Raw genomic sequence first — 13315 nt, forward strand, 5'->3', positions numbered from 1 at the left:
CATATTCGCAAGTGCGCCCACTTCCTACTTTTCACAATATGATAATGACCCGTACGGGATTCGAACCCGTGTTACCGCCGTGAAAGGGCGGTGTCTTAACCGCTTGACCAACGGGCCGAAATATGGCGGAGAAGGAGGGATTTGAACCCTCGCGCCGCTCGCGCGACCTACACCCTTAGCAGGGGCGCCTCTTCAGCCACTTGAGTACTTCCCCATATGGCTCCGCAGGTAGGACTCGAACCTACGACCGATCGGTTAACAGCCGATAGCTCTACCACTGAGCTACTGCGGAATAATTGTTACAGACTTCTTTTATTATATTGAGTAAAGGTTGTCCTGTCAAGACTCCATTTCAATTTAATCTGTAAGTTAGTTGCCATCAGCGACGGCTTTTATAATTTATCACAGCATCATAGGCTCCGTCAACCCTTTTTGTAAAGATAGATTTTACCTCCACATTTACCACACACTAAACGAGTTGTATCAACTCTTCTCTTTCTAGTATACAGTTGATTACAGCTCTTACATTTATAAATCAGAACAACCTTTTTTGTTTCTGGTTCCCCTTTTAAAGGTGTACAAAATCTTGGAGCTCCTACTTTTTTAAGTAGCTCTTTAAAATCCTGATCACCATGTTTATATCCTTTCCCTTCTATATGTAAATGATAATGGCAAAGTTCATGTTTAATAATCCCAACCATCTCATCGATACCATGCTCAAGAAAGTATTTCGGGTTAATATCAATATTGTGGCTTCTTAATAAATATCTTCCACCTGTTGTTCTAAGTCTTTTATTAAAAGTAGCTTGATGGTTAAACGGTTTATGAAAATATGTTAAAGAAATATCTTCAACCATTTGTTGAAGCTTTGTATCATCCACTAAAAACTCCCCCAATTTTAAAGGTAACACTGTACTAGCATTTTGCATACATTATAAACACCCATACTCCATTATAATGAATAAGGAGGTATGAGCAATGCCATCATGGTTACAAAATCAAATGCAACGTGCTTTTTACGAAAAAAATCGCTATCAAATCAAATTACTTAATCAATGCTGGTTTTTCTATAGAGAAAAACACTGCTCTTAAAAGCAGTGTTTCCTTTTAACTCTTTACCATTGCAAGGGCTACTCTACCCTTTTTAAAGTCAACATCATCTACCCACACTGTTACGACATCACCGACAGATACAATGTCAAGTGGATGTTTAACAAAGGATTTGCTCAATTTTGAGATATGAACAAGACCGTCTTGCTTAACACCTATGTCTACAAATGCTCCAAAATCAACAACATTACGTACAGTACCTTGCAATTCCATTCCTTGTTGTAAATCTTCTAGTTTTAATACATCCTTCTTTAATAACGGTTTAGCTACATCATCTCGAGGATCTCTTTCTGGACGGATTAATGCATCACATATATCTTTTAAGGTTAGCTCACCAATGGCAAGCACCTCTGCCGTTTCTTTTAAATTTATATTTGTCACTTTATCTTTTAAATGTTCACTACCCAAATCAGAAACAGACGCGTTTAATTGATCTAGTAATTTTTTCACCTCTGAGTAACGTTCTGGGTGAATGCCTGTCCTATCTAATGGCTGATCACCATCTAACACTCTTAAGAACCCAATACATTGCTCATATGTTTTTGCTCCTAATCGCGGAATATCTTTCAATTGCTTTCGACTAGAAAATCTCCCAAGTTCATCTCTTTTTTTCACAACATTGTTTGCGACTGCTTTACTTAAGCCTGCAACATATTGGAGTAAGGATGAAGAAGCTGTGTTTACATTCACTCCCACTTGGTTTACAACCGTTTCAACTACAAATGTTAATGATTCATTTAGTTTCTTTTGTGATACATCATGCTGATATTGACCAACTCCAACAGATTTCGGGTCAATTTTCACTAATTCAGCTAGTGGATCTTGGAGTCTTCTTGCAATGGATACAGCGCTTCGCTCCTCTACTTGCAAATCAGGAAATTCCTCTCTAGCTAAATCAGATGCAGAATATACACTTGCTCCTGCCTCATTTACGATAAGGTAAGATATTTCGCCTTGCACTTCCTTTAAAACATCTACTATAAATTGTTCCGTTTCTCGTGATGCAGTTCCATTGCCAATTGCCACTACCTCTATATCATACTTTGCCAAAACATCCTTTATAGCTGTTACAGCTTGCTCCTTCTTATTTACTGGTGGGTGAGGATATATAACACCGATGTGAAGCATTTTTCCTGTTTGATCAACAATAGCTAATTTACACCCTGTTCTAAATGCAGGGTCTACACCTAACACCATTCTTCCTTTTAAAGGGGGCTGCAGAAGCAAATTCCTCAGATTTTCTGAGAATATATGTATTGCACGATCCTCGGCTTTTTCAGATAACTCTTTTCTAATTTCCCTCTCTATAGATGGCTGAATTAGTCTTTTATATGCATCTTCAATTGTCTCCATCATGATGTCATATACAATCGTAGCTTTACCCTTTAACTCTTGTTTTTGAATGTAACCTACAATTTGGTCATGTGGCGGCTGTATGGAAACACGGAGTATTTCTTCTTTTTCACCACGATTTAGTGCAAGTACACGATGTGGAACAATTTTTTGGATTGGTTCTTCGTACTCGTAATACATCTCATATACATTTTTTTCATCTTTCTCTTCATCTTTCACCACAGAAGAGATCATTCCCTTTTTAAACGTTATATCGCGGATCCACTGGCGATATTTCGGTTCATCAGATAATTGCTCTGCAATGATATCCTTAGCACCATTTATAGCCTCTTCTACTGAGTTCACTTCTTTCTCTTCATTTAAGAACTCTTTAGCCTTTTCCTCGATATCTCCCTGACTTGGTAATTGAAGAATCCATTCAGCAAAAGGCTCGAGACCTTTTTCTTTTGCAACAGTTGCCTTTGTTCGTCTTTTTTGTTTATACGGTCGGTATAAATCTTCAACCTGCTGAAGCTTCATTGATTTATTAATATCAGCAGCGAGTTGTTCCGTTAGTTTTCCTTGTTCTTCAATAAGTCGTATTACTTCTTCTTTACGATTTTCAAGATTTTGTATGTATGTCCACTTTTCAGAAATATCGCGAATTTGCACCTCATCGAGTGCACCTGTTTGTTCTTTTCGATACCTTGCAATAAAGGGAACTGTATTTCCTTCTTCAAGTAAGCCTATTACATTTGCTACTTGCTTGAAATTTATCATTAATCCCTTACTGATTTGTTGCATAATTTGATCTCGTTTTTCTACCATCATTAAGCCTCCAACTAAATAGTTCTTTCACCATTATCAGATCATATGTAAACAGTTTACCAAATATAGTTACTTAATTAAAACTGTTAGTCAGATTTGAACTGTTTAAGCTTTCATTTTCTGAAAAATAATAGTCGGTCAATTATTTTAACTCACTAAAATAATTGACCGACTATATATGTTAAGTCATCTTTTCGGCTCTTGGTATATTCATCTAAATATCTTGATAGCTCTTCTACTGTTTGCCCCTTATTAAGTAACGTTTTGACTGCTGGTAATACCAAACCATCAGTATGAATAATAAATTTCGATCCTTTTTCATACGAGTACGTCTGAGTTCGATATTTTTGAGGTTTGCCAGATAGAAAGCCTAAGATTGGTAGAGGATAGATAAAGGACCCGGATGGTGAACTGAGTAAAAAGCGGATATTCCCCACAGAACTATATGTAAACTCATTACTCTTGAAGTTAATTTTTAAGATCGAGACTGTTGCACCTCGTTTATTCTTCAACTCCTGATTACAGAGATCAATTAAGACATTTACATCTTCATCATGATTTTTCTCAACTAGTGTACTTATAGCAGAGGAAGATTCATTTGCATATTCACCACTTCCTAAACCGTCTGCTAAAGCACATATAAAGTAATCATCCATTGCTTTTATAAAAAAGCTGTCACCACAACAGACTTTTCCTTCTTTCGGTACTTGATAAGCTAGTGTATGTACAAAGTTGTTTGATTCGTGAACAATCATCGATTTAACTCCGGAGGCATATCTTTTGATAGAGCATCTTTCAGTTTTTGAATAGCTCTTCTCTGTAGTCTTGATACATGCATTTGCGAGATACCAAGCTGTTCACCCGTTTCCTTTTGGCTTTTATTCATAATAAACGTACAATCAATGATTTCTCTCTCTCTCTCTGTCAAAACGTGTAAAACACTTTGTAATAAAAGCTTTTGGTTTACTTTTTCATACCCTTTATCCTGAGAACCTACAATATCAAGAATGGTAACTGTACTGCCTTCAGAATCAGCTTCAATCGAATGATCAACAGATAAAGCTTGATAGCTTTTACCCATTTCCATTGTTTCTAATACTTCCTCTTCGGTTACATCTAAATATTCTGCTATTTCTTGTACTTTAGGAGATCTTTGATTTTCATTTGTAAGTGTGTCAACTGCTGCTTTAATCTTCGGCCCTAATTCTTTAATCCGCCTCGGAACATGTACACTCCATGTTTTATCTCTTAAGAAACGCTTGATTTCCCCAATAATCGTTGGAATAGCGAAAGCCTCAAACGGCTTTCCAATTGTAGGGTCATATCTTCTAATTGCACCTAATAAACCAATCATACCTACCTGTCTAAGGTCTTCATGGAAACTCTTTCCTTTTGAATACTTTTTAGCTAACGTATCTACTAAGCCGGTATATTGTTCAACAAGAGCTAATTGTGCACTCTTACATTCTGTTTGCTGAAAATCAATAATTAGCTCGTTAACCTCTTCTTTAGTTAGCTTCATAGTTTGAGATGGTTGTGCCATGATCTATCCGCTCCCCGTTTAAGTACTTAGTCATGAAGACCGTTACACCTGAGTTAAGAAGAACACGGACTTCATCCATGAGCGTTTCCATCAAATAGAGACCCAACCCTCCTTCAGGAAGCTGGTCAACTGGGCTTGAAGCAGAATAAGGACCAAGTTCATTTTTGGCTTTTTCGAAATCAAAGCTTTTACCATTATCAGCAACCATTACCTCGAGGCGGTCAGCATAGAGAGCAAACCCTACAACAACTTCACCACCCTCATTACTCTTATAGGCATGATGCACAGCGTTTGTACATGCTTCACTAGTTGCAATTTTCAAATCCTCTATATCATCATATGAATATCCCATTCTACTAGCAATTCCAGATAGGGTTAACCTGATTATTCCTACATATTCTGGCTTTGCTGGAACCTTCATTTCAATATAATCTACTAATTGGTTCATTGTACCCCACCCTCTGATTTTGAAGATATATCAATGATGTCATTTAGCCCGGTTATACTAAATAAGCGCTCCAAGCGATCTGACAGCTCCACAAGATTTAGATGACCATCGTTTTTTCTTATTATTTTTAACAAACCAACAAATACCCCTAAACCCGTACTATCCATATAAGATACATTTTTCAAATTTACAATTAATTTTGATTTAAACTCTTCGGCTAGTGGTAATAATGCTTCCCTTAGCTTTGGAGCTGTGAATGCATCTATTTCACCTGCTACAAAAACAACCGTCTTATCATCTAATTTGTCTATATCTACTTTAATATTCATCCGTTTTCACCTCAGAAAGAACTAATATGTTATTACATACCCCAATAGAAAAACATTAAACCATTCTTCTTAAAATAATTAAAGTAAAATCATCCCTAAGTTGAAAATCCTGCATTTTTTCAAAGTTTCGATAGATTTTTTCAACGATATCTTGTGAAGAAAGATCTTTATATTGGCGTATTGAATCTGTAATAACAGACCTTTCAACAAACCCATCATCTGTCCGTGATTCCGTTACACCATCAGATAAAAGGACAATCATATCCCCAGGTTCTATGTTTTTTTGGTACTGAATATATTTAACGTTCTGATCTATTCCTAAAACTAGTCCCTTCGTATACAAATCTTCAAATGAGTCGGACCCAGCATGATAAAAGAATCCTGGTTCATGGCCAGCAGATGCATATGTAAATATATGGTCAATCGTATTATACATACCATAAAACATCGTAATAAACATACTAGGATCTACATTTCGTTCAACAACTCTATTCAGGTTCTCTAATATTTGATTAGGATTTCTACGTGATTCTGGAAAGCTGTCCATCGAATATTTAATCATAGACATACATAATGCTGCAGGTATCCCTTTACCAATAACATCTGCAACCGCTATACTGATTCCTTGGTCATCTTCAACAAAGTGATGATAGTCTCCATTCATCTGTTTAGCTGGGATACTTATTGCCCCAATATCTAATGAAGCTGTTGATGGTATTGACGTTTCAAGTAATGTCTGTTGAACATTTGCAGCAATCTGAATCTCTGATCTTATTTCTAATTGTTGATCACGCAAGCTCTGATGCTCCTGATAAGCAAGCCCATATCCCATCATCACTTCTAGTAAGAAGTCCAATGAAGAAAGAACCTCACTTTGGATATCCGGAAAGAGTTCTTGCAGGACGTTTCGATGAGTACTGACGATCTCTTCAGGTGGTATTTGGTGTTCGATTGTTTTCCTGCTAAACTTCTGACCTTGATATAGCGCAGTTTCAGTTTGTTCATTTAAGTAATTTCTTAAAAGCTCTCGATATTTCGTTTCTAAAAAATCACGATAATCCATTTATGTCCTCCTAACGAAGCCATTTCACTGCCTTAATATCTGTACCATCTCCGACTGAGGAAGTTATATCAAATTCATCCATTAATCGTCTAACTCCTGGTAATCCAGCACCCAATCCTCCCGATGTCGAAAACCCATCTTCCATCACTTTTCGGATATCTGGTATTCCCGGCCCTTTATCAACGGCTGTGATTTTTAAACCTTTTTTACCTAGGTCATAGATGCGATCTATTCGCATTTCGCCTTGTCCTGCATATAAATAAATATTTCGAGCAAGTTCTGAAATTGCAGTTGTTATTCTTGCTTGATCAACTGTACCGAATCCAAGCTCTTTTGCTACATTCCGACCAAGTTGTCGGGCTGCAACTATGTCCCATTCGGTGACAATTTTGACACAGGATTGGTTTTCCATGCTTTACTCCCCCAACTCCCGCTGTAATGTTTCAAGCCCTTTTTCTAAATCTAAAGCTGTTTCAACATCCTCCAAATGAATGCCTAATTCAATCAATGTAATCGCAACAGCAGGCTGTATTCCTGTTAAAACAACTTTTGCACCCATTAACCTTGACATACTAATAACATCACCGAGTACCTTGGCAATGAAAGAATCGATAACATCAACTGACGTTAAATCAATAACAACTCCATTAGCTCCCGTTTCATGAATCTTATGAAGTAGATCTTCTTGAAATTGAAGCGCAGTTTGGTCATCAAGCTCCCATTGAATGGATATTAGTAGACAATTATATAGCTTTAATATTGGTATTCTAGCATTCATTTGCTATTCCTCCATGGAAACAATTTGACGATTCGTCATCTCTAACGCAGATTCAATACCTTTTTGTAAACTATTTTTAGTAATTACTTGGCTTAAGTCAATACCTAAATTTACGATTGTTTGCGCAATTTCTGGTCTTATCCCAACAAGCAAGCATTTTGCACCTACAAGTCTAACCGCTTCAGAGGCTTGAATTATGTGATGGGCAACCATTGTATCAACAACTGGCACACCCGTAATATCGATTAAAACAACTTCAGCTCGATGCTTGACAACTCCTTGTAGAATGTTCTCCATAATCCGCTTAGCTCTTTCAGTATCTATAGTTCCTACTAAAGGCATAACCGTAATATTATCAAAAACAGGAATCAATGGTGCTGATAATTCCTGAAGAGCTATTTTTTGAAGGGATACTGTTCTTTCCCAAGATAATGCATATTGATGCAGCACCTCACTATTAATAGGAGCAATCCATTTATCAAATGCCCACACAAGATTCATCTTCTCTTCTTCCGTATTATTAACTGTCATCATCTCAAAAAGAATTTTGTTCAATTCAGATAATCCAGTTGATATGTATTTTAATGACCAACCTAACTGAACAATTTTTTGAGAAAAGTACGCAATTTTACTAGTTACCTCTTCCCCAAGACTATTAACATTAGTTAATACTATATTAAAATATTCATTACAAATGTTTGTATATAATTTATCAGATATAACAGTTAAGTTTTTTTGATCATCAAGATCTTTCATTCTATCAGTCCACTTATTAATCAATTCTTCGCGATTTACCTGAATAAACTCGAAGAATGGGTTTGATGCTTTGTTCATTATGGTAACTCCTCCTTATATATTACGAGAAATATATCCCCCTATTTAATTATACCGACTTATTTGTCCTAAAAAAAGAAATACCCTAAATACTCCTTTTATATCTGTTATGATGAAAGCTAGATAAAAATAAAAAGGCTGCCTTAATTAGCAACCTTTTTATTTACGTATTAGCATATTTTATTTTTAATTATCGCTAAAAATCAATAAGTCCTAAGCTTATTTGCAAGGCTTCATCTACCTTATCCATCATTTCATCGTCAAGATGGGTAATTTTATCAGTAAGCCTTTGCTTATCAATCGTTCGAATCTGTTCAAGTAGGATCACAGAATCCCTTTCAAACCCGTAACGCTTTGCATCAATCTCAACATGAGTTGGCAACTTTGCTTTTTGAATTTGGGCCGTAATTGCCGCTATAATAACTGTAGGACTAAAGCGGTTTCCAATATCATTTTGGATAATTAATACAGGACGTACGCCACCTTGCTCCGATCCTACAACAGGGGACAGATCCGCAAAATATACGTCGCCGCGTTTAACAATCAAATGATTAACCCCCGCTTACTAAGCGTTCAACGGTATGATCAGCCTCAGATTCTGCCAGAAATGCTTCAGATGCAATGTTTAGATTAATTTTCGCCATCTCCATGTAACCACGTCTCATAGATTCGCGAATTTGTCGCTTTTTACGCTCACGAATATACATCTTCGTCGCTTGATAAATAAGCTCATTTCTGTTCCCGTTCTCCTGTTTAACCAGTCCATCCAATTCTGATACTAATGCTTGAGGTAACTGAATTAAGATTTCTGTTGTTGCGCTGGACTCAGACACAAACATACACCTCCACCAAACTTACCATCCTATATTCCATTCCAAATTCAATAATAACATTTACTGCCCTAGAAGCAAAGCTTTTTCACAAAGAAAAGCGGAAGCGCCTGTTCAGCGACGTATGAACTGGAGCACTCCGTATGAGATAAAGGAAACACGAAGAGCGATAGCGATTCGATGTTGACTTATCGTAAGGAGGAGTGTGAAGTTCATTAGGCGCTAGGCGCTGGAGCTAGACACCAAACTTAGTACAGCGTTTTACTTTTGTACTATCTGAAGCGGAAGCGCCTGTTCAGCCAGCTTAAAAACATACTCTCTATCCAAATTATTGTTTGATCAACATCTAGATGATCAAACGGTTATATTGAACAATGAAAGTATAAGTGAAATTTACTTACTAAGCCTATTCCTTCCTCTATTATCGTCATGTATAGGTTATTTATTCATTTTTATGATAGCATTTCACATCTTAACATTCTCTGGTCATATTCGTTAAAAGAGGATTGCTCACATCAATTATACTCTTATTTCTATAAAACATTCGCGGAACGCGTGAAGTTATCATACAAGTTACCTCATAATTTATTGTATCAAGTCGTTCCGCCACTTCATCAACCGAAATTTGTTCATTATTTTGTTTACCGATCAATGTTACTTTTGTGCCAACAGGAAGTTTATACGGAAGCTTCACCATGCATTGATCCATACAGATCCTTCCGACTAACTCTACACGCTTATCATCAACTAATACTTCTGAACTCTTTAAACTTCTTAGCCAACCATCAGCATATCCGATTGGAAGTGTTCCAATCCATTCATCTTCTCTCGCTTCATAGGTTGCTCCATAACTTACTTTTGTACCTTTCGGAACCTTCTTAACATGCACTAACTTGGTCTGTAAGGCAAACGCTTCTTGTAAAGAATAAGGTAACTCGTTTTTTATTTCTAATGAAGGGGATAATCCATACATTGAAATTCCAAGTCTAACAGCATTAAATAGTTTACCTGGGAAACGAAGACCTGTAGCACTATTCCCACAGTGCACTAGTATATTTTCATGTGAAATACTATCTATTAGTTCCAGGAATTTTTCATACTGATTATTAAAATATTGAAGATCAATTTCATCTGCTGTTGCAAAATGAGTATAAATACCTGTTATTGCAAAAAGAGATGATCCTGAGACAAATGTCATTAAAGAAGCAAGATCCTCAGCATTTCTGACCCCTAATCGGCCCATTCCAGTATCAAGCTTTATATGGAGATTAATTGTATCCTTTTGTATATATTGCTTAGCTTCATATAACCATTCCAATGAGAAGACAGTTAACGTAATATTGTACTTAATAGCTAGATCAACATTTTCTGCTCTAGTCGCACCCAATACTAAAATTGGCGCATGTATACCTGAATTTCTTAAAGCTATAGCTTCATCTAAAAAGGCCACAGCTAATATAGATGCACCAGCATCTAGTGCAGTTTTTGCAACTTGGTAAGCACCATGTCCATACCCGTTTGCTTTTACCACTGCAATGATCTCTACGTTCTCTCCAATATGATGTTTCATTGCTTTTACATTATGCGTTATTGCATCTAAATTAACTTCAACCCAAGTATCACGATAAAATTCATGCTGCATCTTACTCCACTTCCTCATCAAAACTTAACAACTAGATTAATTATCTCGACTTCACTATGGAAATGTCAAATAGTCAAGAATAAAAAAATGAGGATGTGGTAAATTAGTCACGTTAAGAAAAGCATAATAACTATGAAAGTTCCAGGCAAACAAGACACTCATGAATTCTCGGTGTTTTTCGCCTCCAATTCATGAGTGTTTATTTAACCCCCAAAAAGCTCGAGGTACAAACTTTTATTGATCTTAATAAACGAGAACAAAAGCGCAAGTGCCTTTATCAGCCTCAAATAAGCTAATTTAGAATAGAAGGCGTCCTTTGTCTTCAATTTTAAATTAGCTAGACCCTAGAGGGGCTAGGCGTTGGAGCTGGATGTCGTGCGATTATCCACAGTACAAGAATTTTATAATTTCCTGCAGTAAAAAATCGGGTGGATTCCGCCACCCGAATCATTTATTTTGCTGCTTGACCTTGAACAGATTTCGCAACCATTATCATTTCCTCTTCTGATAAATCTTCAGAAGCTAGCATATAGTCAACTCCATCGTGTGACCATGTTAAAGTAGATTCTGACAAAGCACCAATTGTAAATCCTAGATCGGCAGGATGACCATTAACAAATGTTGATGTTGATGCAGAAGCAGGAGTTGCAATTTCAGCGCTCTCTTGAATTAAAGTGAAAGACTTTTCACCACCAAATGTTAGGATAACACGTTTCCCATTTTCAGTTTCTACTTCAGTTTCCTCTAGTAATTTAACACCATTTGGCTGTTCTAGAGGATACTTAACCGCAAACGGTTCACGATCTCCCGTTGCCATTGTTGGAACTTCTATTTGAGCACTTGACATATTTTTCTCTACGTCAAATGAATTCTCATCAAATGAAGCATTGAACTCAAAGCTAGAAAATTCTACAACAACAAGTGGATTTCGATCTGTATCCATGACTTTAACCATTGAAGGAGCTAAATCCTTTTTATTAAAAGTTATCTCTTGAGTTGGCAGCATTTTGTTGTTTTGATAATTTGTTTTTGTTTCAAAAACATATTTATCTTCAGCTACCTTAAATTTCGCCTCTGGATCATTTAAAATATCTTTTACTAAAGATTCGTAAAGGTATGCTTGACTACTATTTTGCGGCCAGTCACTTTGGAAACGGAAGCTTTTATTAAGTGCTGGAGTTAACACAAACACACCTTCGTCATTTCGTAAAATCATTTGGCTTTGTTCCTTTTGTGAATTTTTTAGGTTCACTCTGTAATACGTGGGACCTTTGTGCCAAATTTCAATCTCATACTCTTGTGGCTCACTACCAGTTTGAAGTGTCATCTTTCCTTTAGCCTTATACCCCGACATTTCTTCAATCTTCTTTTCTAACGCTTGAACTACATCTGCCTGTGATTTCTCGCCACACCCCGCAAGGACGAGTACTGTTAAAAGCCCTACTAAAAATAAAACCAAGCTTTTTTTCAACATTTTCAACCCCTTTGCCTCATATAACGTTAAAATGGAAGAAATCATTCGCTAGACCTCACCTTACTTAACTAGACTCTAAAACTTTGAATTTTTAGCCAGTAATCAAAAGATGAACTCCAAAAACAACTTGTCTTCCCTATCGCATAACCAAATATATGAGACAAACTTTCCAAATATGCAGACAAATTTTAAAAGCGGAAGCGCCCTGTTAACGACATATAAAAAAAGAGCACCTCGTATGAGAGATGCTAGACCAATCGACTTTTATGGGCATTTACTGTAATTCCTTAGTATTAATCGTATGTATTCAAACCCTATCTTTCTAAAACTACCTGCGCAGCAGCATATTGACGAGTGTGTGTTATAGAGACATGAATGGTAGAAGACTGCGAGAATTCTTTAAGGAGTTGAATAATCGGCTTTCCCTTTTCATTATTCATTACTTCAATATCCTGGAAACTTATCTCTTCACCTATCCCTGTTCCTAAAGCTTTAGATAATGCCTCTTTTACAGCAAAACGTCCTGCTAAAAATTCTACTTTTCTTTCCTTGGAAAGAGTAGTGAATTTTTCAATTTCATTTATTGTTAGAATCCTCTTAATAAATCCTGGTTGACGCTCAACAATTCTTCTAATCCGATCAAGTTCAATAATATCTAAACCAATTCCAACTATCATATTTAAACAACACCTTCCAAAAACCCTTTAATTGTACTATTTTGGATAACTCGTACATATCCGTGTTAGTATGAAACAGTACTTACTCTTATTTTATAATCTAATTGTAACTTACTGATCCTTAGATTAAAAATGCTGCAGGAAATATGAAAAGCGCAAGCGCCTTGGTCATCGCCGTACAAACTGGAGGAGCATGACTGAGATAAAGCGAGACTTCCATTAGAGCCTCATCCTAATGGATAGCGAGACTTATCGGACTTTTACGGGCAGTTAACTCATAAGTTATTGTTCTTTGATCATTTTTCTACTGCCCGTTAAAGTGGGGCAAAGGAAACACGGTAAGCGAAGCGAACCGATGTTGACTTATCGTAGGGAGATGATCTGAAGTTTGATAGGCGATAGGCGCTGGAGCTGGATCTCGTGCGCT

The 13315-nt window shown here is 36.6% G+C and carries 16 protein-coding genes and 3 tRNA genes; 1 reads left to right on the forward strand and 18 read right to left on the reverse strand.

The features are described 5' to 3' along the window. Positions 1-45 precede the first annotated feature (45 nt). The 4 genes from WCV66_RS02080 to WCV66_RS02095 all read right to left on the reverse strand — a co-directional run bounded on the left by WCV66_RS02080 (position 46) and on the right by WCV66_RS02095 (position 881). Positions 46-117 (reverse strand) — tRNA-Glu (locus WCV66_RS02080). A gap of 6 nt (positions 118-123) precedes the next feature. Further along, positions 124-214 (reverse strand) — tRNA-Ser (locus WCV66_RS02085). Between the two features lie 3 nt (positions 215-217). After that, positions 218-292, reverse strand: a tRNA-Asn gene (locus WCV66_RS02090). A gap of 130 nt (positions 293-422) precedes the next feature. Continuing rightward, positions 423-881, reverse strand: coding sequence for a SprT family protein (locus WCV66_RS02095; protein WP_338787798.1), 459 nt, complete (start codon positions 879-881; stop codon positions 423-425). 97 nt (positions 882-978) lie between these two features. Between WCV66_RS02095 and cmpA the strand changes: the two genes are divergently transcribed. Continuing rightward, positions 979-1092 carry a cortex morphogenetic protein CmpA gene (gene cmpA, locus WCV66_RS02100; RefSeq protein ID WP_156177859.1) on the forward strand — a complete coding sequence of 38 codons (114 nt, stop codon included), beginning with the start codon at positions 979-981 and terminating at the stop codon, positions 1090-1092. A 15-nt stretch (positions 1093-1107) separates the two neighbouring features. Here the strand turns inward: cmpA and WCV66_RS02105 are convergent, their stop codons facing one another. From WCV66_RS02105 to acpS, 14 genes are all read right to left on the reverse strand, one after another. After that, a complete protein-coding gene (locus WCV66_RS02105) occupies positions 1108-3270 on the reverse strand; it encodes a Tex family protein (protein ID WP_338787799.1) in 2163 nt (720 codons plus the stop codon). Between the two features lie 155 nt (positions 3271-3425). Beyond that, positions 3426-4025, reverse strand: a complete 600-nt coding sequence (locus WCV66_RS02110) for a PP2C family serine/threonine-protein phosphatase (RefSeq protein ID WP_066332097.1) — start codon at positions 4023-4025, stop codon at positions 3426-3428. Beyond that, positions 4022-4813 carry an RNA polymerase sigma factor SigB gene (gene sigB, locus WCV66_RS02115; protein ID WP_066332098.1) on the reverse strand — a complete coding sequence of 264 codons (792 nt, stop codon included), beginning with the start codon at positions 4811-4813 and terminating at the stop codon, positions 4022-4024. The genes WCV66_RS02110 and sigB overlap by 4 nt, the downstream gene beginning before the upstream one ends. Further along, positions 4779-5261: an anti-sigma B factor RsbW gene (rsbW, locus tag WCV66_RS02120; protein WP_066332103.1), complete on the reverse strand. Its 483-nt coding sequence runs from the start codon at positions 5259-5261 to the stop codon at positions 4779-4781. The genes sigB and rsbW overlap by 35 nt, the downstream gene beginning before the upstream one ends. Further along, positions 5258-5590 carry an anti-sigma factor antagonist gene (locus tag WCV66_RS02125; protein WP_066332111.1) on the reverse strand — a complete coding sequence of 111 codons (333 nt, stop codon included), beginning with the start codon at positions 5588-5590 and terminating at the stop codon, positions 5258-5260. The genes rsbW and WCV66_RS02125 overlap by 4 nt, the downstream gene beginning before the upstream one ends. Before the next feature lie 55 nt (positions 5591-5645). Next, the gene (locus WCV66_RS02130) at positions 5646-6653 is read right to left on the reverse strand and encodes a PP2C family protein-serine/threonine phosphatase (RefSeq protein ID WP_338787800.1); all 1008 of its coding nucleotides are present in this window, start codon (positions 6651-6653) and stop codon (positions 5646-5648) included. 10 nt (positions 6654-6663) lie between these two features. Then, on the reverse strand, positions 6664-7065 hold the full coding sequence (locus tag WCV66_RS02135; RefSeq protein WP_066332128.1) for an anti-sigma regulatory factor: 402 nt from the start codon (positions 7063-7065) through the stop codon (positions 6664-6666). Positions 7066-7068: 3 nt separating this feature from the next. Beyond that, positions 7069-7431 (reverse strand): STAS domain-containing protein, encoded by a 363-nt coding sequence (locus WCV66_RS02140; RefSeq protein ID WP_066332137.1) that lies wholly within the window; start codon positions 7429-7431, stop codon positions 7069-7071. 3 nt (positions 7432-7434) lie between these two features. Further along, complete coding sequence (locus tag WCV66_RS02145; protein ID WP_338787801.1) at positions 7435-8265, reverse strand: STAS domain-containing protein; 831 nt, start codon at positions 8263-8265, stop codon at positions 7435-7437. 196 nt (positions 8266-8461) lie between these two features. Beyond that, complete coding sequence (gene ndoA / locus WCV66_RS02150) at positions 8462-8812, reverse strand: type II toxin-antitoxin system endoribonuclease NdoA (protein WP_026562078.1); 351 nt, start codon at positions 8810-8812, stop codon at positions 8462-8464. Between the two features lie 4 nt (positions 8813-8816). Continuing rightward, the gene (locus tag WCV66_RS02155; protein WP_026562079.1) at positions 8817-9098 is read right to left on the reverse strand and encodes a CopG family ribbon-helix-helix protein; all 282 of its coding nucleotides are present in this window, start codon (positions 9096-9098) and stop codon (positions 8817-8819) included. A gap of 469 nt (positions 9099-9567) precedes the next feature. Next, a complete protein-coding gene (gene alr / locus WCV66_RS02160) occupies positions 9568-10737 on the reverse strand; it encodes an alanine racemase (RefSeq protein WP_338787803.1) in 1170 nt (389 codons plus the stop codon). 451 nt (positions 10738-11188) lie between these two features. Continuing rightward, positions 11189-12208: an outer membrane lipoprotein-sorting protein gene (locus tag WCV66_RS02165; RefSeq protein ID WP_066332455.1), complete on the reverse strand. Its 1020-nt coding sequence runs from the start codon at positions 12206-12208 to the stop codon at positions 11189-11191. Between the two features lie 317 nt (positions 12209-12525). Continuing rightward, positions 12526-12888 carry a holo-ACP synthase gene (acpS, locus tag WCV66_RS02170; RefSeq protein ID WP_066332161.1) on the reverse strand — a complete coding sequence of 121 codons (363 nt, stop codon included), beginning with the start codon at positions 12886-12888 and terminating at the stop codon, positions 12526-12528. Positions 12889-13315 lie beyond the last annotated feature (427 nt).

The organism is Metabacillus rhizosphaerae, assembly GCF_037201795.1.
GTDB lineage: Bacteria > Bacillota > Bacilli > Bacillales > Bacillaceae > Metabacillus > Metabacillus rhizosphaerae.

Bases quoted from the DNA above. Each gene is read 5' to 3' on its own strand.
- alr (WP_338787803.1), bottom strand. From the start codon at position 10,737: ATGCAGCATGAATTTTATCGTGATACTTGGGTTGAAGTTAATTTAGAT.
- WCV66_RS02110 (WP_066332097.1), bottom strand. From the start codon at position 4,025: ATGATTGTTCACGAATCAAACAACTTTGTACATACACTAGCTTATCAA.
- WCV66_RS02135 (WP_066332128.1), bottom strand. From the start codon at position 7,065: ATGGAAAACCAATCCTGTGTCAAAATTGTCACCGAATGGGACATAGTT.
- WCV66_RS02125 (WP_066332111.1), bottom strand. From the start codon at position 5,590: ATGAATATTAAAGTAGATATAGACAAATTAGATGATAAGACGGTTGTT.
- WCV66_RS02105 (WP_338787799.1), bottom strand. From the start codon at position 3,270: ATGGTAGAAAAACGAGATCAAATTATGCAACAAATCAGTAAGGGATTA.
- WCV66_RS02145 (WP_338787801.1), bottom strand. From the start codon at position 8,265: ATGAACAAAGCATCAAACCCATTCTTCGAGTTTATTCAGGTAAATCGC.
- sigB (WP_066332098.1), bottom strand. From the start codon at position 4,813: ATGGCACAACCATCTCAAACTATGAAGCTAACTAAAGAAGAGGTTAAC.
- acpS (WP_066332161.1), bottom strand. From the start codon at position 12,888: ATGATAGTTGGAATTGGTTTAGATATTATTGAACTTGATCGGATTAGA.
- rsbW (WP_066332103.1), bottom strand. From the start codon at position 5,261: ATGAACCAATTAGTAGATTATATTGAAATGAAGGTTCCAGCAAAGCCA.
- cmpA (WP_156177859.1), top strand. From the start codon at position 979: ATGCCATCATGGTTACAAAATCAAATGCAACGTGCTTTTTACGAAAAA.
- WCV66_RS02140 (WP_066332137.1), bottom strand. From the start codon at position 7,431: ATGAATGCTAGAATACCAATATTAAAGCTATATAATTGTCTACTAATA.
- WCV66_RS02130 (WP_338787800.1), bottom strand. From the start codon at position 6,653: ATGGATTATCGTGATTTTTTAGAAACGAAATATCGAGAGCTTTTAAGA.